Origin of the sequence: Brevibacterium salitolerans (genome assembly GCF_039531405.1) — a bacterium.
GTDB lineage: Bacteria > Actinomycetota > Actinomycetes > Actinomycetales > Brevibacteriaceae > Brevibacterium > Brevibacterium salitolerans.
In genome coordinates, this window is record NZ_BAAAPZ010000004.1 from 432922 (window position 1) to 456757 (window position 23836).

The window sequence follows — 23836 nt, forward strand, 5'->3', positions numbered from 1 at the left end:
TCGGGACGGAGGTCAGCGCCATCGGGTGGACATCATGAGGCCCACCACGAGGAAGGCGAAGCCCACGCCCAGGTTCCAGTTCCCCCAGGCGGCGACGGGGTACTGCGCGCCGGAGATGTAGAAGACGACGAGCCATGCCAGCCCCACCAGCAGGAGCGCGAGGAGGGTGGGCAGGAACCAGCGGCCGTTGGGCTTGATGGTCTGCGCGCCCGGCGTCGAGGTGTAGGCGGAGGTCTTGCGGGAGGAGGAGCGCGCCGCCTGGCGCTTCGCGGGGTTGCCGGACCGGGCGGCCTTCCTGCCGGTCTCCGCCCTGCCGGATTTCTTCCCCGATCCGGCCTCGGCGGCCTTCGCCTTGGTTCCGGAGCTCTTCGTCGCCGATGCGGCGCCCGCCTCGGTGTCCTCCTCGGAGGCCTGCGCGTGAGAACCGGTGGAGTCCGACGCGGGATCCGAATCCGCGGAGCCGGAATCGGACTCGCCGAGGGCGCCGGCGGTCGTGTCCGCGGCGTCCGTCCCAGCGGCGGCGCCCTCAGGGGTCTCCTCGGCGGAGGCGTCCTCTGCGCGGACGGCGGCCGCGGGTGTGCTCTCGTCGTCGGTGACGAGCTCGTCCTCACGAGGAGCGGACGACGGAGCGGCGGTGGTGCGCTGCGTCCGGCGGACCCGGTTGGTGCGGTTCGACTTGGCCACGTCTCTCCTTGGGCGGCGGGCCTTGCGGCCTTCCGCGCTGCTGGGCTGAAGCTGGTGAACGACGACAGTCTAGCGTCCGAGGGCGGTCGCACCGTCATCGTGCGGTGAGGGGCTCGTGCGAAGGCGGTGGGAATCCCGGCGGCCGGGCCCGCGGGAGGCCGGTCGCCCGCTTCCATGCCCAGCGTCTGTTCAGGCTGAGGCGACCTTCGCCGCGTGTGCGTGCGTTTATCATTGTGCGGAGTCAGCCGGTGCAGAGCCCGTGACGCCGGTCGCAGGAGACAGGCCGCCGCTTGGCGTGCACCGGAGGTGGATGAGTGGACCAGCCGATGTCCAGGCGCGAGCGCAGAGAGCGCGAGCGCGCTGAGGCGGCCGCGCGCGCCCAGGGGCTGCACCCTTCCGGACAGCCGCACCCTGACGGACAGCAGGGTCCTCAGGCTCCGGCGAGCCCTTCCGCGCCCCCTCCTCCGGCATGGCCGGGAGGCGCCGGGGGTTCAGGGGTGCCCGGAGCCGCCCCTGCGGGTTCAGGAGGTGCGGGACGTCCCGTCATCAGACGCGCCGCCCCCAGCGGTGCTGCGCCCGGTGCGCAGGGAGTGGGCTCGCCCCGTCCGGCCTCGCCTGCGGCGGATCCGCGGTTCACCGCCGGCCAGCCCACTCAGCAGATTCCCGTGCAGGCCCCGGCGCAGCAGACGTTCGGTCAGCGGGGACAGGGCATGCCCGTGCAGGACCCCGCCCAGACCGGAGGCGCGGGTCTCCGGACTGATGCGCAGTCCGTGTTCGCGGCCTCGGCGGAGGGCGCGACCGGGCCCACGGCGCACTCCGCGGCTGCGCAGGGCGGCTCCGGTGCGGGCGGAGCGGAACCTCCCCGCGGGCGCGCGGCCTCGGGCGGTCGCCCGCACCGCACTGATCGGAACCGCAAGAAGGAGTACCAGCCGCTGGGGCCTGTGCGCGCGACGGTGCGGACCTTCGGAGAGCTGTGCATCACCGCTGGGCTCGTGCTCATCCTCTTCGTCGTGTGGCAGCTGTGGTGGACGGACATCGCGGCCAACAAGGACAATGAGGTGCTCGCGGACCAGCTCATCACGGAGTGGCGCGACAATCCGGCCAACGAGCTCCCGGACGACCCGGACACCCCCGTCGTGGGGGAGCCGGTGGAGGAGAACTCGGCGTTCGGCATCATGTACGTGCCGAGGTTCGGCCAGGACTACTACCGCACCATCGCGGAGGGCGTGTCCCTGGAGCCCGTCCTCAACCGGATGGGCATGGGCCGCTACCCCACCTCCGCGATGCCGGGCGAGGTCGGGAACTTCTCGATGGCCGGGCACCGCGTCACCTACGGCAAGCCGCTCAACCAGATCCATCAGCTGCGGCCGGGCGACGAGATCGTCATCCAGACGGCGGAGGGCTTCTACACCTACACCTTCCGCAACTTCGAGATCGTCCTGCCGGACGCCACGGAGGTCCTCTCCGCGGTTCCGGCGATGCCGGAGTACAAGGGCAAGGACCGCATCATGACGCTCACCGCCTGCAACCCCATGTTCTCCGCGCGGGAGCGCTACGTGGCGTACTCGGAGCTCACGGACTGGCAGCCCGCGGCGGACGGGGCGCCGGAGTCCATCCGGGACTTCGACGCCTATGAGAAGGTCGGAGGCGATGCGTGATGTACGGACTCATCTGGCGACTGCTGCCCGGCCCCTGGTTCGTCAAGCTCATCCTGGCTCTCCTGCTGATCGCAGGCGCCGTGTACCTCCTCATGGAGTACGTGTTCCCGGAGATCGCACCGTACATGCCGTTCAACGACGCGACGGTCGAGGAGGGCGGATGACGACAGGCACGGAGAGGGCTGAGCCGATGGACGCAGAGGTGACGACGGACGGCCGCGCGGCGCGGATCCTCGTGATCGACAACTACGACAGCTTCGTCTACACGCTCGTGGGCTATCTGCGCGAGCTGGGGGCGGAGACGACGGTCATCCGCAACGACGCCGTCGACGCCGCACGGGCGTGTGCGCTGCTGGCCGAGCACGACGGCGTCCTGCTCTCACCCGGGCCGGGCGTGCCCGCGGAGTCCGGCGTCTGCCCGGAGCTCATCCGCGAGGCCGCGCGCACGTCCACGCCGCTGTTCGGCGTGTGTCTGGGCCATCAGGCGCTCGGCGAGGTGTTCGGCGCGACGGTGGGACACTCCCCGCAGCTCATGCACGGCAAGACCTCCGTCGTGGAGCACCACGGCACCAGCGTGTTCGCCGGCTGCCGCAATCCGCTCACCGCCACCCGCTACCACTCGCTCGCGATCGTGGACGAGACGATCGACGCGGACGTCTTCGAGGTGACCGCGCAGACGCCGGAGGGCATCGTCATGGGCATCCAGCACCGCACCGCCCCGCTGGCCGGTGTCCAGTTCCACCCCGAGTCCGTGCTCACGGAGGACGGCTACCTCATGGTGGGCAACTTCCTCGCCGCCGCGGGCATGCCGCAGGCCGTGGAGGCCGCCCGAGGCCGCACGCCGCTGGTCTCCGCCGGCAGCTGAGGAGACCCGGCGGCAGCCGCGCGACGTGAGGGCTCGCCGGCGCCCCCGCACTCCCTTGCAGTCCTGTGGGCGAGCGGGTAGCGTCGCAGCCACCACCGCTGATCGATCGATCATTCTCCTGCGCTCGTGGCGCGGGTGCCATGCGTACGCACGTCGATGAGCCGGTCAGTGTTCGACAGCCACTGCACCTGGGCGAAGGGGCCCCACCAGAGAGGCGCATCATGGATTTCCGCATACCCGCCGGCCTGCAGAGCTACCTCCGTGAGCTCGATGCGTTCATCGAGGAGGAGATCCGTCCGCTGGAGAGGCAGGACGACAACGCCCGCTTCTTCGACCACCGCCGCGAGTTCGCCCGGACGGACTGGGATCGCGGCGGGATCCCCTCCGCGGAGTGGGAGGCGCTGCTGGCGGAGGCGTGCCGGAGGGCGGACCGGGCGGGCCACTACCGGGCGCAGCTGCCGACGCACCTGGGCGGGCGCGGCCTGGGCAATCTGGAGATGGCCGTCATCCGCGATCACTTCGCCTCCCAGGGGCTGGGTCTGCACTGCGATCTGCAGAACGAGCACTGCATCGTGGGCAACAACGTGGGCCTCATGCTGCTGACCAACTACGGCTCCGAGGCGCAGATCGCGCAGTGGAAGGAGAAGGTGGCCTCCGGGGACGCGCACTTCTCCTTCGCGGTCACGGAACCGGACCACGGCTCGGACGCCACCTACATGGAGACCACCGCCACCCGGACGGAGGGCGGCTGGCTGCTCAACGGGGAGAAGATGTGGAACACCGGCGTGCACATCGCGGAGCGCGACATCGTCTTCGCCCGCACGCACGGTGAACCCGGCAGCGCGGAGGGCATCACGGCGTTCCTGGTCCCCATGGACGCGCCCGGAGTGGAGGTGCTCGAGTACACCTGGACCTTCAACATGCCCTCCGATCACGCGCACGTCCGCTTCACGGACGTGCGCGTGCCGGAAGCGGACCTGTTCGGCGAGTACGGACGCGGCCTGCAGATCGTCCAGCACTTCTTCAACGAGAACCGCATCCGGCAGGCGGCTTCCAGCCTCGGTGCGGCACAGTACTGCATCGACGAGTCCGTCCGGTACGCGAAGGAGCGCAAGCCCTTCGGCGAGCCGCTGGCGACGAATCAGGGGGTGCAGTTCCCCCTCGTGGATCTGCAGGCGCGGGCGGCCATGCTGCGGGCGTTCGTGCGGGAGACCGCGTGGCTCATGGATGAGGACGGCGCCTTCACCGTCTCTGACCGGATCTCGATGGCCAACTACCAGGGCAACCGTCTGGCGTGCGACGCCGCGGACCAGGCCATGCAGGTGCACGGCGGCCTGGGCTACTCCCGGAAGAAGCCGTTCGAGCACATCTACCGCCATCACCGGCGCTACCGGATCACAGAGGGTGCGGACGAGATCCAGATGCGGCGCATCGCGGGCTACATGTTCGGCTTCATGAGTCAGCGCACGCCCAAGGGCGTGACCACGGACGCGTACGCCACGCAGCAGGAGGCCTGATGGGCGTGCGCCTCCCGCTCATGGGCACGGCCGCCGGACCGAGGCCGGGGCTGGGGCTGCAGCTGGGGCCCGGATCCGGGCGGGGCGCGGGGCCTGGATCCGGGCCGGGACATCCGGGACTGGAGCCGGCACGATTGAGGGAAGCCCGTGGATGAGGACCTCCGGGCCGGGATCGAACGCAGACTGGCCGCACTGGGCTGCGCGTCGCCCGCCGTCACCGAACTGACGCTGCTCACCGGCGGCGCGAGCCGGCAGATGTGGCGGGTGCGCACAGCGGACCGGGGCGCGTGGTCGGTGTTCGTCCTCCGCCGGGACCATCCGAGCGATCCGGATCCTGCGGGCAATGAGCGTGAAGCCGCCGTCCTCACAGCGGCTCATGCTGCGGGCGTCCTCTGTCCGGCCGTGCTGGACAGTTCCGCGGACCCCGCGGTGCTCGGCACGCCCTTCCTCATGCTCGCCTTCGTGGAGGGAGAGACGATCGCCCGGCGGATCCTGCGCGACGACCGCTTCGCGGCGGCGCGGGCGTTCCTCCCCGCCCAGCTGGGCGAGGCGGCCGCACGGATCGCCGGTGTCGAGCCGGACGGTCTGGGGCTGACAGGCCTCGACGATCCCATCGGCACGCTGCTCACGGACTACGGCCGGCTGGGACTGCAGCGACCCGCCCTTCTCCTGGGGCTGCGCGAGCTGCAGCGGAGCACCCCTCCTCCTGCCCCGCGCCGCACCCTGGTGCACGGGGACTTCCGCCTCGGCAACCTCATGGTGGACGAGGGCGGCCTCGTCGCGGTCCTCGACTGGGAGATGGCGCACACGGGTGATCCCTTCGAGGACCTGGGCTACCTGTGCATGCGCGCCTGGCGGTTCGGCGGGGCCGGGCGCGTGGCGGGCATGGGCGATGTCGAGGAGCTCCTCGACGCCTATGAGGCCGCAGGCGGGCCCCGGCCCACCGCGGAGCAGCTGCTCTGGTGGGAGGCGCGCGCCACCGCCTGGTGGGGAGTGGGCTGCCTCCGGCAGATGCAGCGCTCCGTGCCCGGTCACGACAACGAGCTCGAGCTGCTGGCGATCGGCAGGCGCGCGGCCGAGCAGGAGTACGACCTCCTCGACCTCCTCTACCCCTCCGTCGTGCCCCTGCCCGTCGGGGAACGGGAGGGTATCCCCGCACAGGTCCCCGTGCCCGAGGCCGGGTCCGCCCCCGGCCTCTTCTCCCAGCCCTCGGCGGACCGGCTTCTCGCGGGACTGGAGAGCTATCTCGCCGCGGATCTGGTCGCCGGCGAGGGCGCGCCCAACCGCTTCAAGGCCCGTGTGGCGAAGAACGTCGTGGCCCTCCTGCGCCGCGAACGCCGCCTGGGACCTGCCGCGGAGCGGTGGTATGCCGCGCAGCTGCATGCGCTGGGCGTCTCCGGTGAGGAGGAGCTGGCCGAGCGCATCCGCGCCCTGCCGGACACCGCGGCGGAGAATGCGGAGGTGCGGGGGATCGTGGCGGTGCTGAAGACGGCGTCCCGCCTGCGCCTCGCAGTGTCCAATCCGGGGTACGGCCCGGACATATGCTGACAGAGCAGTTCCCGCAATGATGCGCTGACGAAGGAGAGACGGACCCCATGGCAGAACCAGTCCTGCAGACCCTGAGGTACGAGGTGGAGGGCCGCGTGGCCGTCATCACCCTCGACAGCCCCACGAACAACAACGGCTTCACTCCCCGGATGTCCGAGGAGCTCATCGCCACTGCGCGTCGTGCCGATTCCGACGATGCCGTGCGCGTCGTGGTGCTCACCGGCACCGGTCGCTTCTTCTGCCCCGGCGCGGACCTCTCCGCGGGTTCGGACACCTTCGACCTGGAGGCCCGGGGCGATGCGACACCGGCCGGCGGCGCGGACGGCGAGGCCGCAGGGGTCACGGCCGGGGAGCGTGCGGACGGTGAGACGATCGACGGCATCCACCGGGACCGCGGCGGCCGTGTGGCGCTGACCTTCGCGAGCATGCGCAAACCCATCATCACGGCCTTCAACGGCGCGGCCGTGGGCGTGGGGGCCACCATGTCCCTGCCCACGGACATCCGGATCGCCAGCGAGGAGGCGAAGTTCGGGTTCGTGTTCGCGCGCCGGGGCATCGCGCCCGAGGCCGCCTCCAGCTGGTTCCTGCCCCGGATCGTGGGCATCTCGCAGGCCCTCGACTGGATCTACACCGGCCGCGTCTTCTCCGCACAGGAGGCGCTGGAGAAGGGCCTGGTCTCCCGGGTGGTCCCGGCCGCCGAGCTGAGGGACACGGCCGTGGGCCTTGCACAGGAGATCGCCGAGGGGACCTCGGCGGTGTCCCTGGGGGTGAGCCGCCAGCTGCTGTGGTCGATGCTCACGGCACCCTCGCCCTGGGAGGCGCACCGGCTCGATTCCCGTGCGATCTACGAGCTGGGCCGCGGCGCGGACGCGGCGGAGGGAGTCACCTCCTTCCTGGAGAAGCGCCCGCCGCAGTTCGACCTCACGGTTCCGGCCGACTATCCCGACTGGATGCCGCGCTTCCCGGAGCAGAGCGGGGGAGCGCGGAGCGGCGGAGAGCAGAACGGCCCCTCTGCGGGAGCCGAGCGGTGAGGAGCCGGGACCTCCGCGGCTGAGCCCCGGCCCGATCGTCTGCGCGAACGGCCCCCGCCCTCCTCGGGAAGGAGGGCGGGGGCCGTGTCAGCGGCACAGTGGGCGCTCGGCGCCGTTCGCGCTCGGCATCTGCGGTTCCCGGCGCGGGGACGGGCACCTCAGCTCAGCGCGCCTGCCGGTTCTAGCGCAGGGCGCTCGCGGAGCTGTCCCACAGGCGTGAGGCGAACTCCCGCAGACCGCCGAATGCATCGGCGCTGTCACGGAACCCGTTGCCCCGGCCGTTGCCGTTCCCGTGGCCGTTTCCGTTGCCGAAACCGGGGCCGGTGCCCTGGTTGTCCGCGTCGTCCTCGTCGTCCGGGCTGGGGTTGGGCGGGTTCACGGTGAACGGCGGGTCGAAGGTGGGCTCCTGCGTGGGCTCCTCCTCGGCGACCTTGATGGTGACGCTCGAGTGCTGGTCCACCTTGGTGCCCGCCGGCGCGTTCTGCTCGAACACCTCACCGGCCGTCTCGTCATTGGTCTCGACTTTCTCCACACTGCAGGAGAGCTGGTAGTCGTCGCTCTCCAGGCGCGAGCAGGCGTCGGCCTCGGAGAGGCCGGTGACGTCCGGGACCTCCACGCGGCCGGAGGAGAGCACGAGGTCCACGTTCGAGCCCTTCGGCACGCTTGTGCCGGCCTCGGGCTTGGTCTCCATGACCTGGCCCCCGGGGATGTCCGGCGAGTCCTGTTCGATGTTGGATCCGGCCGTCAGGCCGGCGTCGCCCAGCGTCTGCCGGGCCAGCGACTCCGTGTCCCCCTCGACGTCCGGCACCTCGATGGAATCCGGGCCGGTGGAGACGATCATCGTGACGTCGGAGCCCTCCTCCACCTGTGTGCCCGCCGCCGGGTCCGTGGAGACGACATTGCCCTCGTCGATCTCGTCGTCCGGCTGTTCGTCCCGGGTCACGTGAAGGCCCAGGCCCTCCAGCTGCGCCTCGGCCTCGTTGGCCTCCATGTCCGTGACGTCCGCGAGTTCGAAGGTGACGATCTCCGGTTCCCGGTTCATGGCATAGATCCACAGGCCCAGGCCCGCGAGGACGATCGCCAGGAGGGCGGAGCCCACCCAGATCCAGGTCTTGGACTTCTTCCTGTCCTCGTCCTGGCCCTCCTCGATCTGACCCAGCATCTCCGTGTGGGGGCCCGGTGCCGCCGCCATCGCCCCGGTGGGAGGCGGGGCCGCGGGGAAGGCCACGGTGGGCTCCGCGGAGGTCCAGGGGGCCGCGCCCATCACCTGCGTCGCCGCAGCGTCCCCGTCGAGGGTGAGCGGGCGGCCGTCGCGGGCGGCCAGCGCGTCCTCGCGGAAGGTGTGGGCGTCCTGATAGCGCTCGTCGCGGTCCTTCGTGAGGGCGTGCAGGACGACGCGGTCCACGTCGCGGGGCAGGCCGGGCACCAGGGAGGACGGGGGAGCAGGCTGTTCGCCCACGTGCTGGTAGGCCACCGCGAGCTGCGACTCGCCCACGAACGGCGGGCGTCCGGTGAGCAGCTCGTAGAGCAGGCACGCGGTCGAGTAGAGGTCGGAGCGTGCGTCGACGACCTCGCCGCGCGCCTGCTCCGGGGAGAGGTACTGCGCCGTGCCCACCACGGACTGCGTCTGGGTGAGCGAGCCGGTGTCCTCCAGCGCGCGGGCGATCCCGAAGTCCATGACCTTGATGTCGCCCTCGGGCGTGAGCATGACGTTGGCGGGCTTGATGTCGCGGTGGACGATCCCGTGCCGGTGGCTGTACTCCAGCGGGGCCAGGACGCCCGCGGCCACGTCGAGGGCCTCGGTGACGCTCAGCGGACCGTGCTCGCCCAGGACCTGCCGCAGCGTCTGCCCCTCCACGTACTCCATGACGATGAAGGGGACGGTGATCTCGCTGCCGCCGGTCTCCGTGTACTTCTCCTCGCCGGAGTCGTAGACGGCGACGATGCCCGGATGGTTGAGGGACGCCGCGGACTTCGCCTCCCGCTCGAGGCGGATGTGGAAGCTGGGGTCCCGTGCGAGGTCCGAACGGAGCAGCTTGATCGCCACTCGGCGCCCCAGGCGCGTGTCGACGCCCTCGTGGACCTCGGCCATCCCACCCCGGCCTATGAGGCGTCGCACCTCATAGCGGTTGGACAGCATGCGGATGTCACTCATCGGGGACCTCCCAGAGCGGCGGTGTGCCGCTCGTGTGTGCAGAATGCGTATGAAAATCGAAAGTGTGGTCGAGACGGCGGCGCAGGCCGGGCCGCTGTGGGCCGGGCGCGCCGAGGCCGGGGCGGGTGGGGCGCATCATCACTCGCCCCCGCTGCCGAGGTCGGGGTCTTGTTCGCTGCCGGTGTCGTCTTCTGAATCACCGTTACCGTTACCGTTGCCCTCTTGCCCACCGTTGTCGGGGGCGCTGGGTTCCGGATCAGGCTGCGTGTTCCCGTTGTCGGACCCCCCGCCGCCGTTCCCGGAGCCGCCTCCGTTGTTCCCGGAGCCTGAGCCTGAGCCGCTTCCGGAGCCGCTTCCTGAACCGCTGCCGGAGCCCGAACCGGACCCCGAGCCGGAGTCACCGCTGCCGGATCCCGAGCCCCCGTCCTGTGCGGGACCGGCGGAGACCTCGATCGTCACCGTCTCGCCCTCGGTGAACTCGTAGCCGTTGTTCCCCTCGCGCACGTCGGAGACGGTGCCCTCGGCACGGTCGGACGCCACGTTCACGCTCCGGACCTCGAGGCCCAGCTGCTCGAGGTTGCTCGTGGCGCTCGCCTCGGACAGCCCGATGTAGTCGGACGGGCTCAGCGTGATGGTCTCCGGCGTGGCCTCGGCCGTGGGCGTACCGGTCTGCGCGGGCTCCGGCTCCGCCTCTCCCCGCGGACCGAACAGCAGGAAGAGGACCCAGATCAGACCTGCGGCCACGAGCACGGCGAGGACGCCGATCGTCCACTTCATGCCGGTGCTCATGGAGCCGGAGGACTTCTCCTCCTCCGCCAGCTCCCCGTCCTGCTGGACGGGGAGGGCGCGGGTGTCGCCGGACGGCTCCGGAGCGGCCTGCGCCTGGTGCGGAGCCATGACGCGGGTGGCGCCCGTGTCAGGCTCGCTGAAGACCCGGGTCACGGCCTCCGAGGCGGTGGCGGCCTGGGCGGCCATCTGCGGCACCGCCGATTCCGCTCCGGCCACGTCACCGGCGATGAGGCAGCGGGCGGCGGTGGCCAGCGCGGCGCCGGAGGGCGGCCTCTCGTCCTGCTTCTTCCGCAGGAGGGAGGACACGAGCCTGCGCACGGGCTCGGAGACGGTGTCCGGCAGGTCCGGAGCCGGCTTGTTCACCTGGGCGATCGCGATCGCCACCTGCGAGTCGCCGGTGAAGGGCCGCTGCCCGGCCAGCGCCTCGTACATGATGATGCCCAGCGAGTAGAGATCGGACTTGGGCGTGGAGCCCTTGCCGGTGGCCTGCTCCGGAGCGAGGTACTGCGCGGTTCCCATGACCTGACCGGTCTTGGTCAGCGGCGCCTGGTCCGCCACCCGGGCGATCCCGAAGTCCGTGATCTTGGCCCGGAAGTCCGGGGTGACGAGGATGTTGCCCGGCTTGATGTCGCGGTGGACCACGCCGGCGCGGTGCGCGGCGTCGAGGGCCTGCGCCGTCTGCGCGGCGAGCTCCAGGACGTCGTTCTCCGGCAGCACGCGGTTGCGGTCGATGAGCGCGGACAGCGGCTCACCGGGCACGTACTCCATGACGAGGTACGGGGAGCCGTTCTCCTCGCCGTAGTCGTAGACGGCGGCGATGCCGGGATCGGAGACCGCGCCCATGCTGCGGGCCTCGGCCCGGAAGCGCGCGAGGAAGCCCTGGTCGGTGAGGTACTCCTCCTTGAGGATCTTCGCGGCCACCTCGCGGTCGATGACGCTGTCGCGGCCGCGCCACACCTCGCCCATGCCGCCCACGGCGATGCGTGCGGTGAGCTCGTACCTGTTTCCTAGGACCGTGCCGGGCTGGGGCCTCATTCGCCTATCACCGCTTCCATGACCGATTTCGCAATGGGCCCTGCGACGCGGGCACCTGACGCTTCGCTGCCGGCGTTGCCGCCGTTCTCCACGACCACGGCCACGGCGATCTCGGGATCGTCGGCCGGGGCGAAGGAGGTGAACCAGGCATGCGGGGCAGCACCCTCCGCATGCTGGGCGGTGCCGGTCTTGGCGCCCACGTCCACACCCGGGATCTGCGCGACCTGTCCCGTGCCGGAGCGCACCTGCTCCACCATCATCTCCTGCATCTGCTCCGCGCTGTCCCCGCTGAGCGCGCGGGAGAACTCATGCGGGCGGGACTCCGAGATGGTGTCCAGGGTGCGCGAGTTGCGGACGTTGTCGATGAGCTGCGGCTGCATGACGACACCGTCGTTGGCGATGCCGGAGGCGACCATCGCCATCTGCAGGGGCGTGGCACGGACCTCGAACTGGCCCAGAGCGGACTGTGCCGTCTGCGGCGGGTTGGGGTCCGCCGGGAACGAGGACGGGGTCACCCGCAGCGGGATCTCCATGTCCTGGCCGAACCCGAACTTCCGGGCCTGCTCGTCCAGTGCGTCCGCGCCCAGATCCATGCCCAGCTGGGCGAAGGAGGTGTTGCAGGAGACGACGAGGGAGTGCTCCAGGGTCGCCTTGCCGCCCCCGCCGCAGGAGGCTCCGCCCGCGTTGCGGATGGTGGCGCTGGTCTGCGGGAGGGAGAGGACGTCCGGGGCGTCCAGCTCGGAGTCCTTCGTGTAGTCGCCGGACTCCAGGGCCGCCGCCGCGGTGATCATCTTGAAGGTGGACCCGGGCGGGTAGAGGTTGCCGCCTATCGCGCGGTTGAACGCGGGGTTCGCCTCGTCGTCGATGAGGCTGTTGTAGGCGTTCTGGGCCGTCTCCGTGTCATGGGAGGCCAGCGCGTTGGGGTCCCAGCCCGGTGTGGAGACCATCGCGAGGATCTCACCGGTCTTGGGATTGAGCGCGGCGACGGCGCCGCGCTGTCCGCCGAGGCCCTCCCAGGCCGCCCGCTGCGCCTCAGGGTCGATGGTGAGCTCCACGGCGGCGCCCATGGGCTCCTCGCCCGTGAACACGCTGCGGACGCGGTCGTAGAACAGTGCGTCGTCCGTGCCGCTGAGCAGGCCGTTCTCCGTCCGCTCCAGCCCGCTGCTGCCGGAGGCGATCGAGAAGTAGCCGGTGAGCGAGGCGTACTGCTCCGCCGGCAGGCCCTCGCCCCCGTAGGTGCGCTGGAACTTGTAGGCGTCGTCCGTGGGCACGGAGGAGGCGATGGGCGTGCCGTCCACGAGGATGGCGCCGCGTTCGCGGGTGAGCTCCGCATAGAACGACCGGGAGTTGAGCGGGTCCTCGTTGAGCGCTTTCGCGGAGAAGAACTGCACGTAGCTGGTGGAGCCGAACAGCAGGGCGAACATCACGAGACCCACCAGCGCCACATGGCGAAGGGGCTTCCTCATCGCGTTCCTCCGTTCGGGTGGGGGCCGTCGTCACCGACGGCGGGGCGGGCCTGGGTGGGCGAGTCGTCGGCCGGTGCGGGGAAGCGGCCGCGGACTGCGGGGCGGGCTTCGGTGAGGGCCTCGGAACCCTCCCAGGCCGCCGGCGCGGTGACCTGCCGGTGCTGGGCACCGGAGGGCGCCTCGGCAGCGGGCTTCTCCGGCTCCGGCTTGTCCAGATCGTCCGCGACGAAGCTGAGCACGCCGGTGTGGAACTCCTCCTGCGGACGCCGGGCGTTGTCGGAGATGCGCAGAAGGAGGCCGATGATGATCCAGTTCGCCACGAGGGAGCTGCCGCCGGCGGCGATGAACGGGGTGGTGAGACCGGTGAGCGGGATGAGCCGCGTGACCCCGCCGATCACGATGAAGCACTGCAGGCCGATCGTGAAGGAGATGCCTGCGGCGAACAGGGTGCCGAAGCCGTCGCGCGTCTGATCCGCGATCTTCATCCCGCGGGCGAAGAGGAGGACGTAGAGCATGAGGAGGGCGAACAGCCCGATCATCCCCAGCTCCTCGCCGAGCGAGGCGTAGATGAAGTCGGACTCCGCGTACGGGACCACCTGCGGCCTGCCCTGGCCGAGGCCGTTGCCCAGCATGCCGCCGTCGGCCATGCCGAAGAGGCCCTGGACCAGCTGGTACGAACCGCCGGGGGACTTGTTGAACTCCTCCGGTGAGAGCGCATTCAACCAGCCGTCGATGCGCTGGCCCACGTGCGAGAAGATCCGCGAGGCGATGAACGCGCCCACGCCGAACATGCCGAGCCCCAGGAAGATCCAGGTCTTCTTGGCCGTGGCGATGTAGAGCATGGCGACGAACATGCCGAAGAAGAGGAGCGAGGTGCCCAGGTCGCGCTCGAACACGAGGATGCCCACGCTGGCGATCCAGGCGATGAGGATGGGCCCCATGTCCCGCAGGCGCGGGAAGCGGATGCCCAGGATCTTGGGGCCGGCGAGCACCAGCTGGTCGCGGAAGCTCACGAGGTAGCCGGCGAAGAAGATCGCGAGCAGGATCTTCGCGATCTCGCCGGGCTGGAACGACATGCCCGCGAGGCGGATCCAGATCCGGGCGCCGTTGATGGTGGTGCCCAGACCGGGGACCAGGGGGAGCAGGAGGAGGACGAGCGCGGCGAGGCCGCACGTGTACGTGAAGCGGCGCAGGAGCCGGTGGTCCCGGAGGAACACGAGGACGAGGGCCGCCAGCACGGTGCCCAGCGTCATCCAGATGAGCTGGTTGTCCGCGGAGGAGGAGCTGTCCGGCTTCGCGATGTTGATCCGGTAGATCATCGCCAGGCCCACGCCGTTGAGCAGCACGGCGATGGGCACGAGGACGGGGTCCGCGTACGAGGCCCGCCACCACACCACGGCGTGCAGACCGAGCCCCAGCACGGCCAGCCAGGCGGTGTAGGTGTAGGCGTTGGCGGGGACCTCCCCCTCCGCGCCCATGCTCGTGAGGATGTAGGCGCCGGCGGAGATGACGACGGCGAGCAGGATGAGGAGCAGCTCCGTCATCCGGCTCCGTGTGCGCCTCCGCGTCGCCTCGGCGGAGGGAGCGGGGGTCTCCGTCTGCGAGGGGCTCAGCGTCATCGGGTCGCCCCCTCGTCCTCCACCGGGGAGATCGCGGAGGAGGCGCCGCGGGTGCCGCTGCCCGATTCGTCGGCGACCCCGCCGCTCACGTCGCCTCCGGGCGATTCTGTGGGCGACGGTGAGGGCGCCGGGTCCTCGGACTCCGCCTCGGAGGCCTGTCCGTCGCTGGAGAGCGCGTTCCGCTCGGCCTCCGCGCGGAAGGTGTCCACGACGGCGAGGGCCGCGTCACGCGAGTTCGCGGGGATCGTCGCGGTGAGGCGCTGCTGGGAGAAGGTGGAGAGGGAGGAGACGGACACCTCGGTGTCCTCCTCGAGGCTGGAGAGCTCGATCGGGCCCAGGGTCTGCGGCAGGCCCTGGTAGACGGCCACGTGGCCCTCGTTCTCCGTCACGTAGTACTGCGACTGGACATAGCGCCAGCCGGCAAAGGCCGCTGCCGCCACCGCCAGCACCACCACGAGGGTGATGACGGCACCGCCCCAGCGTCGCCGGGGCCGCGGAGGCTCCTCGCCCCAGTCGGCGAGGTCGTCGTCCGGATCGGCGGAGCGCCTGCGCCGGCGGCGGGAGCGGCGGGACTCCGTGGCGGTGCCGGCGGAGTCCGTCCCTGCGTCCGCCGTCTCGTCCCCGGCCGCGCCGGCGGCGGGGGCCAGCTCACGGGTGGAGGCCTCGCCGGCCTCCGTGTCCTCCGCGGTGCCGGCGTCCGCGGCTGCCGGCAGGTCCTCCGGCACGCCCGCTGCCGTCACCGAGCCCTCGGGTGAGGCGCCCGCGGCTGCGGAGCCCGCAGTGATGTGGTGGGCGTCGAGCGGCTGCGTGGCGACGTCCTCGATCGGCACCTCCGCGGTCGGGACGTCGTGGGTGCTGTCGAGGATGACGTCGTACTGGCCGGTGTCGACGTCCGACTCCTCCGGGCCGGTGCTGCCCAGCAGCGCGTAGGCGGGGTTGATCCGCACGCTGCCCACGGCCTCGCCGAAGTCGTCGATGTCCACGTCCGCCGCCGGGTCCAGGACATCGCCCACCACGACGGTGACGTTGTCCGCGCCGCCGCCGGCCAGGGCCAGGGAGATGAGCTTCTCGCAGCACTCACCCGGGTCCTCGATGGTGGCGAGGGCCTCGTGGATGTCCTCGAGGCTCGCGAAACCGGTGAGGCCGTCGGAACAGAGCATCCAGCGGTCGCCGGGGATGGCTTCGTGGAAGGAGAGGTCGAGCTCCGGCGCAGCACCCACATCGCCCAGCACCCGCATGACGACGCTGCGCTGCGGGTGGGTCTCCGCCTCCTCGGGGGAGATCCGCCCCTCGTCCACGAGCATCTGCACGAAGGTGTGGTCGTGGGTGACCTGCTTGAGTTCGCCCTTGTGCATGACGAAGCCGCGGGAATCGCCGATGTGGGCCAGCGCCAGCCTGTCCCCGGACTGCAGGAGCGCGGACACGGTGGTGCCCATCCCGGCCAGCTCCGGCCGCTCCTGGACGGCGCGGATGATCTGCTCGTTGGCGGCGAGCACTGCGTTGCGCAGGGTCTCGAGATCGTCGGCGGGCGCATCCGGCTCGTCGAGGAACGTGAGGCGGGAGACCGTGATGGCGCTGGCGACGTCGCCGCCGGCGTGGCCGCCCATGCCGTCCGCGATCAGCAGGAAGTGCGCCCCGGCGTACCCGGAGTCCTGGTTGTTCTTGCGGACGAGACCGGTGTCCGAGCGCGCTGCGAAGCGGAACACCGGAGGCCTGGGCCCACTTGCGCCGCTCACGCGCGCAGCTCCATCGTCGTGCTCCCGATGGTGAAGCGGCTGCCGGGGCCCAGCCGGACGGGCGCGGTGAGACGCGCGCCGTTCACGTAGGTGCCGTTCGTGGAGTTCGTGTCCTCGAGGACCCAGGAGCCGGCCTGGGGATAGACCCGGGCGTGATGGGAGGAGGCGTAGTCGTCGTCGATGATGAGGCCGCAGTCCTCCGCTCTGCCTATCGTGAGCTGGCCCGTCCCGAGCATGAGGGACATCCCGGCCTGCGCGCCGGAGGTGAGGACGAGCGTGGGCGAGGCCGTGTAGCCGCCTCCGGCGGGAGGCGCACCGGGCTGCACCGGCGCGGAGGCGCGGGAGCCGCCGGACATCGCCGCGGCGACGGGCGACTCCGCGGCGGCGCGTCCCTTCCTGCGGGCGCTGCGGTTGCGCGGGACGCGGGGACCGAACAGGTCCTGGCGCAGCACTCCGGCGATGAGGAAGACGAAGAGCCAGAGCAGCCCGAACAGGGCGAACCGCAGCACTGTGACGGTGAACTCACTCACTGAAGGTGACCGCCTCGGAGTAGGTGACAGGGGTGTCGCCGGCAGTCAGCACCATGCCGTCGGACAGGGCGATCGAGGTGATGGGCCGGCCGTCCACGAGGGTCCCGTTGGTGGAGCCCAGATCTGTGGCGGTGGCGCGAGGCCCGGAGACGGTGATCTCGAAGTGCCGCCGGGACATTCCGGGGTCGTCGATGACGATGTCCGCGCTGTTGGCGGAGCGGCCGAACACGGTGGTGCCCGGCTGCAGCCTGTGCTGAGCGCCGTTCACCCAGACGCTGGGCGCCGGTGCCGGGCGGGCGGCGGGGGCAGCGCCTCGGGGGCGGCCGGGGGAGGGCTGCACGGCGGGCGCCGCGGGCTGGACCGGGTGGCCGCCGCTGGAGATCGGTGTGGGACCGGACTGAGCGGCGTACTCCTCCGGCACGACGGGGTTGGAGCGGGACGGCGGATCGTAGCCGCCGCGGTTGGCCGGCTGTGCGGCGGGTGAGCCGTCGGGTCGGCGGGTGGCGGCGCGGACGCGGTACATCCCGGTGTCCAGGTCGTCGGCCACCTCGAAGGTGACGGAGACGGGGCCCACGAAGCTGTAGCCCTGCTCGATGGCGTGCTCGCCCACGACCTGCCGGAGGTCCTGGCGGAGTTCGGAGGAGACCGGCTCCAGACGTTCGAAGTCCGCGTTCGACAGCTCCACCGCGTAGGCGTTGGCCGTGAGGGTGCGACCGCGGGAGACCACGGCGGCGCGGTTGTCCGCTTCCCGGCGGATGGCCGAGGCGAGCTCGACGGGTTCCACCTGTGAGCGGAAGGCCTTGGCGAAGGCGCCGTTCACAACGCGGTCGATGCCCTTCTCGAAGGCGTCGAAAACTCCCACGCGGCCTCCTTCCTTCACCTTGTGGACAGCCGGGGGCTGTCGTCCGTGCAATGCTTCCGAGGCCGGGGCGGGCCGAACTCCGTCCGTCGATCCGCTTCCCTGCCGGCTCGGTCTCCGCTGGAGCGGGAGGCCCGGTGCGCCCGCCGGCGGGTGGCCGGTGTGCGCGTGCGTTCCCTCAGCTCCAGCGGGGCCGCTCGCCCCTCGCCGCGGAGCAGGTCCGACAGGCGGCCGGGCCGCCGGCGCCGGAGGGCGCGTGCGGGGCAGGTCCTGGGCGGACCACGGCCGGATGTCGAGCGCACTACCGCGGGAAGAGCGACACGTCAGCACTCCATGCTAACGCGATGAGCCTAGGACCTCACTATGAGAGCGCGGTCCAGGCGAGCTGAGTGCGTGGGAGGGCGCCTCGCGGGTTCGTTGCTCCGCACGTGTCGCACCTTTGCATGCTGTGCGCATGTGCACGCCTATGCACACCGTGCAAAGGTGCGACACGTGGGCGTGGAAAGCGCTGCGGTGGGCGGTGTTTCCGGTGAGAGCGCCCGTGAGCGAACCCGCCCGCATGCATGTGAGGGAGGTCACGGCTCTCCGGTTGGCGCTCCGTTCCGGGCGCTGGTAATGTTCAATCTCGTTGTTTGCGCGAGTGGCGGAATTGGTAGACGCGCTGGCTTCAGGTGCCAGTGATCGCAAGGTCGTGGGGGTTCAAGTCCCCCCTCGCGCACAGTGAGCGGAAGGCCCCGGAGGAATCCGGGGCCTTCTTCGCGTCTCCGGCAGGGGTGCGTCGCCATCCGCCCCGAGGACGGTTGTGTGCCGCCATCCGCCCCGAGGGGTGCTGGTCTGGCGAGTCGTCCCGCGTGTGTCTCCCGGATCCTCGACTTCGTCCCCGAGGCCCTCCCGGCTCAGGGTCCGCTCTTCGCTCGTGTGTCCGTGCGGGTGACAGGAGGGTGACGGTGGAGTGACCTGAGGCACTCAATTCCTCATGGGATCCCAGTGCCTCTCACCAGCGGATATGTGGACCCATCCCATTTTGCGGACTTAGATGTCCTGCCATGCGGGCGCTGAGCGCAAGGCGGATTGCTACTGTTCAGGACAGGCGCCGATGCCGGACCGACACTCCGGCCGTATCGCTACCCCGCGCCCATACAGATGGATACCGACACAGCTCCCACTTCCCAGGCCGATGCTCCCCTCGCCGTGAACCCGGTCGCTGGAGGCAGCCCGGCCGCCGGGGACAGCCCGGTCGCCGGAGATCCGGCCACCGGCGACCAGATCCTCGCCGGCGGCGTCGACGGCGCGATCGACACCTACTTCGGACCGGTCGCGGATGCGCTCTCGGCCGTCGTCTTCTACGAGCTCCCCCTGCCGGGCGGCTTCGGCCTCCCGCTCATCGTCCTCTGGCTGATGGTCGCTGCGGTGTTCATCACCGTCTACCTGCGCTTCCAGCCCATCACAGGCCTCAAGCACTCCCTGCGGGTGATCCGGGGGAAGGCCACGCGCAAGACGGACCCCGGCGAGGTCTCGTCCTTCCAGGCCCTCGCCACGGAGCTCTCCGGCACCGTGGGCCTGGGGAACATCGCCGGTGTCGCGGTCGCCATCACGATCGGCGGTCCCGGTGCGGCGCTCTGGATCTTCGCGTTCGGCTTCTTCGGCATGAGCATGAAGATGGCGGAGGCCACGCTGGGCGTGAAGTACCGGCGCATCGAGGCGGACGGCCGTGTGGCCGGTGGTCCCATGTACTACCTGCGAGATGGTCTCAAGGAGATCGGCAGGCCCAGGCTGGGGAGGTTCCTCGCGATCTTCTACGCCGTCGCCACCCTCATCGGAGTGTTTGGCGCCGGCAACCTCTTCCAGGCGAACCAGGTCACCGCGGCCGTCGTAGGCGCCACGGGAGGGGATTCCAGCTGGCTCGCGGACAAGCTCTGGATCGTCGGAGTGCTCATCGCGGTCCTCACCGGGTTCGTGATCCTGGGCGGCATCAGGAAGATCGCGGACTGGACCTCGGCCATCACCCCTCTCATGGCGGTCCTCTACTTCGTGGGGGCCGTCGCCGTCATCCTCGTGCACATCGAGAATCTGCCGGGGGCGTTCGTCCTCATGTTCGAGGGGGCCTTCACCGGTGAGGGGGTCGCCGGCGGCATCGTCGGCGTGGCGATCGTGGGCATCCAGCGCGCGCTGTTCTCCAACGTCGCCGGCGTCGGCACCGCCGGGATGGCGCATTCGGCGTCCAAGACGACCGACCCGGCCACGGAGGGCTACACGGCCATGTGGGAGCCGCTCGTCGACTCCATGATCATCTGCATGCTCACCGCTCTGGCCATCATCACATCCGGCCTCTACGACGTGGAGACGGACGGTTCGGACGAGGCCGGGGTGCAGCTCGCCACGAGCGCCTTCTCCTCCGTCACCCCGTGGTTCGGCACGCTGCTCACGGTGTGCGTCATCCTGTTCGGCTTCTCCACGATCCTCGCCTATGCCTACTACGGGCAGCGCGCGGTCGGCTTCCTCACGGGTGAGAGCCGGAGGGCGGACAAGATCTTCCAGGTGGCGTGGGTGCTGGCGATCGTCCTGGGCGCCTCGGCCTCCCTCAGCTCCGTCATCGCCTTCTCCGACGCGATGCTGTTCCTCATGGCGGTGCCGAACCTGCTGGGCATCTACTTCCTCTCGCGGATCGTGCGCCTGGAGATCCTGCGCTACCGGACCCGCGCCCGTGCCGGGATGCTGGAGGAGATTCCCGAGGACCTGCAGGTGGGCATGCGGAACCATGAGCCCACCAGGGTGCAGGTGCGCGAGGAGAAGGCGCGCCTCACCGCGGTGAAGGAGCGGCAGCGCGCCGTCCGCCGGGAGTTCAGGAAGGTGCAGGAGGCGCGCCGAGGCCGCGGGGCGGGCCAGCGCAGGCGCCGTCTCGCCGAGGGCGACACCGCCGCCGAGTGACCCGAGGCGGAGGAACCCGAGGCCGCCCCGCCCTGCCCCCACCTCGGGCCAGCTCCCGCCTCGGGCCCTGGCCCACCTCGGGCCAGCTCCAGTCTCGGGCCAGCCTCGGCCCCTGCCCCCGTCCCCACCTCGAGCCCTTCCGGTCTCCTCTGTACCCGGCCTCGGGCCTGGCCCCGGCCTCGGGTTCCGTAGGTTACGTCTGCGTAGCGGCCGCCCACCACGGCCGGTACGCAGACGTAACCTCCGGGTGTGGCGTGTGGGGTGTGGGGTGTGAAGTGTGAGGCGCGGGAGACGGGAAGCACGGGGCGGTGCTCAAGGCCCGGCGCGTGCGGGAGGCTGCCGCCTTCGTCGCGCTCACGACGGCGCCCCGGGGTGACCCGCGGGTAGCTTCCGTGACGCATTCAGGGAACTCGAATGGTCCGCGAAGGGGCATCTCAGGTATGGTCTGTCTCACATTCCAGAACAGTGACGCCGCACACACGTGCGGCGCAGACCTCGAGAAGGACGTATGAAGCGCACATCCCTCGCGGCCGCCGCACTGGCGGGCGCGCTCATCCTCTCCGCCTGCTCCACCTCGACCACGGGTGAGGGCGGCGGAGGCGGAGACGACGGCACACTCACCGTCGGCACCACGGACAAGGTCACCAAACTCGACCCCGCCGGCTCCTACGACAACGGTTCCTTCTTCGTGATGACGCAGGTCTTCCCGTTCCTCATGGAGTACCAGCCCGGCACCGCCGATGTGGCGCCCGGCATCGCGGAGTCCGCTGAGTACACCTCGGACACCGCCTACGAGGTCAAGCTCAAGGAGGGGCTCACCTTCTCCAACGGCAACGAGCTCACCTCCTCGGACGTGAAGTTCTCGTTCGAGCGTCAGAAGGAGATCGCCGACCCCAACGGTCCCTCCTCGCTGCTGGGCTCCCTCGACTCGATCGACACCCCGGACGACACCACGGTGGTGTTCAACCTCAACCGCCCCACGGACCAGACCTTCCCGCAGGTGCTCGCCGGGCCGGCCGGGCCGATCGTCGATGAGGACGTGTTCGCCGCGGACGCGGTCACGGAGGACCAGGAGATCGTCGACGGCGACGCCTTCGCCGGCCCCTACCGGATCGACAGCTACGACTTCAACAACCTCGTCTCCTACAAGAAGAACGAGGTCTACCAGGGCAGCCTGGAGCCGGCGAAGTCGGAGACCGTCAACATGACGTACTACTCCGACGCCAACAACATGAAGCTCGACATCTCGCAGAACACGATCGACGTGGCCTACCGCTCGCTGTCCGCCACGGACATCGAGGACCTTGAGGGCGACGACGCGGTGGAGGTCCACCACGGTCCCGGCGGCGAGATCCGCTACATCGTCTTCAACTTCGACACCATGCCCTACGGTGCGAAGACGGACGAGGCGGACGAGGACAAGGCGCTGGCCGTCCGGCAGGCGGTGGCCGGCAGCATCGACCGCCAGGGCATCGCGGACCAGGTCTACAAGGGCACCTACACGCCGCTGCTCTCGCACGTGCCGGAGGGCCTGGCCGGTGCCAACCATGCGGTGGCCGACGCCTACCTCACAGACGACGGCGGCGCGGACGTCGAGGGAGCGAAGAAGCGCCTCGAGGACGCGGGCGTGGAGACGCCCGTGGACCTCAAGCTGCAGTACAACCCGGACCACTACGGCCCGTCCTCCGGCGACGAGTACGCCCTCATCAAGCAGCAGCTCGAGGACTCCGGCCTCTTCACCGTGGATCTGCAGTCGACGGAGTGGGTGCAGTACGCGGAGGACCGCACCAAGGACGTCTACCCGGCCTACCAGCTGGGTTGGTTCCCGGACTACTCCGATGCGGACAACTACCTGGTGCCGTTCTTCTACGACACCGAGGACTCCGCGAGCTTCCTCGGCAACCACTTCCGCGACGAGGAGATCAACGAGAAGCTGGTGGAGCAGGTCTCCGAGGAGGACCCGGAGAAGCGCGCGGCCCTCATCGAGGACCTGCAGACGGACCTGGCGGAGCAGCTCTCCACCGTGCCCCTCCTGCAGGGCGAGCAGATCGCGGTGTCCGGCACGGACGTGCAGGGCGTCGACAACGCGCTCGATCCCTCCTTCCAGTTCCGCCTGGCGCTGCTGGGCAAGTGAGGCGCCCCGCCGCGCGCGGCACCGGCCCCGGAACCGCACGGCGCTGAGGTGCTGAGCGTGTGCTCCACCGGGTGTCTGCCACCCGACTGAGGCGGTGGTCCCCCGCGGACCACCGCCTCGGGCGTGCCGGTGCGGCCCCGCCCGCCAGCCCGCTTCCTCCTCCCGAAAGAAGCCCCCATGTCAACCACAGTCGCCCTTCCCGAGGCGGCCGGCGGCGCCCCGGAGCCCGGCGCCCCCGTCTCCTCCGGGAAGTCCGCCGGTTCCGGACTGCTGCGCTACCTGGTGATCCGGTTCCTCCTCATCATCCCCACCGTCTGGATCCTCACCACCCTCGTCTTCTTCCTCATGCGCGTGACGGGCGACCCCATCACCGCAGCGCTCGGCGGCCGCCTCACCCCGGCGCAGCTGGCGGAGAGGATCGAGGCCGCCGGGTACGACAGGCCGCTCCTCGTCCAGTACTTCGAGTACATGGGCGGGCTGCTGCGCGGTGACTTCGGCACCGCGATCTCCGACGGCCGCCCGGTCACGCAGATCCTCCTCCAGCACGGCACCGCCACGCTCGAGCTGGTCTTCTACGCCGTGATCGTCGCGCTCGTGATCGGGGTGCCGCTGGGCATGCTCGCAGCCCGGTTCCGCGACCGCTGGCCGGACGCCGTCCTGCGCATCCTCGCGATCCTCGGCTACGCCACGCCGGTGTTCTTCGCGGGCCTCGTCCTCAAGCTGATCTTCGGCGCGTTCTGGCCGGTGCTGCCGGTCTCCGGCCGCGGTTCGTCCAGCACGGAGCTGCTGATGTCCGGCGTGGTCGCCCCCACCGGCATCTACTCGCTCGACGCACTCCGGATCGGCAGCATGCCGGCGTTCGCGGACGTCATGTCCCACGCCGTGCTCCCGGCCGTCGCACTGGGCCTGCTCACCGGCGGCACCTTCCTGCGGCTGGTGCGGACCAACCTGATCGGCACGCTGGAGTCCCAGTACGTGGAGTCCGGCCGCTCCCGAGGCGTGAGCGAGTTCCGCCTCGTCACCCGCCACGCGCTGCGGCCGGCTCTCATCCCCATCATCACGGTCATGGGGATGCAGGTGGCGATGATGCTCGCCGGCGCGGTGCTCACGGAGACCACCTTCGAATGGAACGGTCTGGGCTATCAGCTCGCGGAGTACCTCACGGCGCGCGACTTCGTCGCGGTGCAGGGCATCGTGGTGCTGCTGGCGGTCGTCGTCGCCGTCACCAACTTCATCGTGGACATCATCGCCGCGCTCATCGACCCGCGAGTGAGGTACTGAC

At 70.6% G+C, this 23836-nt stretch carries 17 protein-coding genes and 1 tRNA gene; 10 read left to right on the forward strand and 8 right to left on the reverse strand.

Translation table 11 applies throughout. The features are described 5' to 3' along the window. Window positions 1-12: 12 nt before the first annotated feature. Window positions 13-684, reverse strand: coding sequence for a cell division protein CrgA (locus ABD240_RS07485; protein ID WP_291795678.1), 672 nt, complete (start codon window positions 682-684; stop codon window positions 13-15). Window positions 685-1394: 710 nt separating this feature from the next. Between ABD240_RS07485 and ABD240_RS07490 the strand changes: the two genes are divergently transcribed. The 6 genes from ABD240_RS07490 (at window position 1395) to ABD240_RS07515 (ending at window position 7303) form a co-directional block, all read left to right on the forward strand. Further along, window positions 1395-2342, forward strand: coding sequence for a class E sortase (locus ABD240_RS07490; RefSeq protein WP_291795674.1), 948 nt, complete (start codon window positions 1395-1397; stop codon window positions 2340-2342). Beyond that, window positions 2339-2506: a hypothetical protein gene (locus tag ABD240_RS07495; RefSeq protein ID WP_291795702.1), complete on the forward strand. Its 168-nt coding sequence runs from the start codon at window positions 2339-2341 to the stop codon at window positions 2504-2506. Before ABD240_RS07490 ends, ABD240_RS07495 begins: the two co-directional genes overlap by 4 nt. 26 nt (window positions 2507-2532) lie before the next feature. Then, window positions 2533-3207, forward strand: a complete 675-nt coding sequence (locus tag ABD240_RS07500; protein ID WP_291795699.1) for an anthranilate synthase component II — start codon at window positions 2533-2535, stop codon at window positions 3205-3207. Between the two features lie 221 nt (window positions 3208-3428). Next, complete coding sequence (locus ABD240_RS07505) at window positions 3429-4724, forward strand: acyl-CoA dehydrogenase family protein (RefSeq protein ID WP_344336644.1); 1296 nt, start codon at window positions 3429-3431, stop codon at window positions 4722-4724. A 147-nt stretch (window positions 4725-4871) separates the two neighbouring features. Then, the gene (locus ABD240_RS07510; protein ID WP_291795669.1) at window positions 4872-6272 is read left to right on the forward strand and encodes a phosphotransferase family protein; all 1401 of its coding nucleotides are present in this window, start codon (window positions 4872-4874) and stop codon (window positions 6270-6272) included. Between the two features lie 47 nt (window positions 6273-6319). Continuing rightward, window positions 6320-7303: an enoyl-CoA hydratase-related protein gene (locus ABD240_RS07515; RefSeq protein ID WP_291795664.1), complete on the forward strand. Its 984-nt coding sequence runs from the start codon at window positions 6320-6322 to the stop codon at window positions 7301-7303. 181 nt (window positions 7304-7484) lie between these two features. Here ABD240_RS07515 and pknB read toward each other — a convergent pair whose 3' ends face one another. The 7 genes from pknB to ABD240_RS07550 all read right to left on the reverse strand — a co-directional run bounded on the left by pknB (window position 7485) and on the right by ABD240_RS07550 (window position 17495). Beyond that, window positions 7485-9458 carry a Stk1 family PASTA domain-containing Ser/Thr kinase gene (gene pknB / locus ABD240_RS07520; protein WP_291795661.1) on the reverse strand — a complete coding sequence of 658 codons (1974 nt, stop codon included), beginning with the start codon at window positions 9456-9458 and terminating at the stop codon, window positions 7485-7487. 138 nt (window positions 9459-9596) lie between these two features. Next, on the reverse strand, window positions 9597-11282 hold the full coding sequence (locus ABD240_RS07525; RefSeq protein ID WP_344336647.1) for a protein kinase domain-containing protein: 1686 nt from the start codon (window positions 11280-11282) through the stop codon (window positions 9597-9599). After that, on the reverse strand, window positions 11279-12748 hold the full coding sequence (locus ABD240_RS07530; RefSeq protein ID WP_344336649.1) for a peptidoglycan D,D-transpeptidase FtsI family protein: 1470 nt from the start codon (window positions 12746-12748) through the stop codon (window positions 11279-11281). The genes ABD240_RS07525 and ABD240_RS07530 overlap by 4 nt, the downstream gene beginning before the upstream one ends. Further along, a complete protein-coding gene (locus ABD240_RS07535; RefSeq protein ID WP_425547000.1) occupies window positions 12745-14367 on the reverse strand; it encodes an FtsW/RodA/SpoVE family cell cycle protein in 1623 nt (540 codons plus the stop codon). The genes ABD240_RS07530 and ABD240_RS07535 overlap by 4 nt, the downstream gene beginning before the upstream one ends. Continuing rightward, window positions 14364-16103, reverse strand: a complete 1740-nt coding sequence (locus ABD240_RS07540; RefSeq protein ID WP_291796586.1) for a PP2C family protein-serine/threonine phosphatase — start codon at window positions 16101-16103, stop codon at window positions 14364-14366. Before ABD240_RS07540 ends, ABD240_RS07535 begins: the two co-directional genes overlap by 4 nt. Next, complete coding sequence (locus ABD240_RS07545) at window positions 16100-16633, reverse strand: FHA domain-containing protein FhaB/FipA (protein ID WP_344336652.1); 534 nt, start codon at window positions 16631-16633, stop codon at window positions 16100-16102. The genes ABD240_RS07540 and ABD240_RS07545 overlap by 4 nt, the downstream gene beginning before the upstream one ends. Continuing rightward, window positions 16626-17495 carry a DUF3662 and FHA domain-containing protein gene (locus tag ABD240_RS07550; RefSeq protein ID WP_344336654.1) on the reverse strand — a complete coding sequence of 290 codons (870 nt, stop codon included), beginning with the start codon at window positions 17493-17495 and terminating at the stop codon, window positions 16626-16628. Before ABD240_RS07550 ends, ABD240_RS07545 begins: the two co-directional genes overlap by 8 nt. Before the next feature lie 631 nt (window positions 17496-18126). On the opposite strand from ABD240_RS07550, the gene ABD240_RS07555 reads away from it, so the two are divergent. The 4 genes from ABD240_RS07555 to ABD240_RS07570 all read left to right on the forward strand — a co-directional run bounded on the left by ABD240_RS07555 (window position 18127) and on the right by ABD240_RS07570 (window position 23835). Beyond that, a tRNA-Leu gene (locus tag ABD240_RS07555) sits at window positions 18127-18210 on the forward strand. 425 nt (window positions 18211-18635) lie between these two features. Beyond that, on the forward strand, window positions 18636-20420 hold the full coding sequence (locus tag ABD240_RS07560; protein ID WP_344336656.1) for an alanine/glycine:cation symporter family protein: 1785 nt from the start codon (window positions 18636-18638) through the stop codon (window positions 20418-20420). 508 nt (window positions 20421-20928) lie between these two features. After that, window positions 20929-22554 (forward strand): ABC transporter substrate-binding protein, encoded by a 1626-nt coding sequence (locus tag ABD240_RS07565; protein ID WP_344336658.1) that lies wholly within the window; start codon window positions 20929-20931, stop codon window positions 22552-22554. Between the two features lie 177 nt (window positions 22555-22731). Next, the gene (locus tag ABD240_RS07570; RefSeq protein WP_291797595.1) at window positions 22732-23835 is read left to right on the forward strand and encodes an ABC transporter permease; all 1104 of its coding nucleotides are present in this window, start codon (window positions 22732-22734) and stop codon (window positions 23833-23835) included. Window position 23836 lies beyond the last annotated feature (1 nt).

Excerpts from the sequence above, each read along its gene's own strand:
- ABD240_RS07490 (WP_291795674.1), top strand. The coding sequence starts at position 1,395 with ATGCCCGTGCAGGACCCCGCCCAGACCGGAGGCGCGGGTCTCCGGACT.
- ABD240_RS07500 (WP_291795699.1), top strand. The coding sequence starts at position 2,533 with ATGGACGCAGAGGTGACGACGGACGGCCGCGCGGCGCGGATCCTCGTG.
- ABD240_RS07505 (WP_344336644.1), top strand. The coding sequence starts at position 3,429 with ATGGATTTCCGCATACCCGCCGGCCTGCAGAGCTACCTCCGTGAGCTC.
- ABD240_RS07515 (WP_291795664.1), top strand. The coding sequence starts at position 6,320 with ATGGCAGAACCAGTCCTGCAGACCCTGAGGTACGAGGTGGAGGGCCGC.
- pknB (WP_291795661.1), bottom strand. The coding sequence starts at position 9,458 with ATGAGTGACATCCGCATGCTGTCCAACCGCTATGAGGTGCGACGCCTC.
- ABD240_RS07525 (WP_344336647.1), bottom strand. The coding sequence starts at position 11,282 with ATGAGGCCCCAGCCCGGCACGGTCCTAGGAAACAGGTACGAGCTCACC.
- ABD240_RS07530 (WP_344336649.1), bottom strand. The coding sequence starts at position 12,748 with ATGAGGAAGCCCCTTCGCCATGTGGCGCTGGTGGGTCTCGTGATGTTC.
- ABD240_RS07535 (WP_425547000.1), bottom strand. The coding sequence starts at position 14,367 with ATGACGCTGAGCCCCTCGCAGACGGAGACCCCCGCTCCCTCCGCCGAG.
- ABD240_RS07560 (WP_344336656.1), top strand. The coding sequence starts at position 18,636 with ATGGATACCGACACAGCTCCCACTTCCCAGGCCGATGCTCCCCTCGCC.
- ABD240_RS07565 (WP_344336658.1), top strand. The coding sequence starts at position 20,929 with ATGAAGCGCACATCCCTCGCGGCCGCCGCACTGGCGGGCGCGCTCATC.
- ABD240_RS07570 (WP_291797595.1), top strand. The coding sequence starts at position 22,732 with ATGTCAACCACAGTCGCCCTTCCCGAGGCGGCCGGCGGCGCCCCGGAG.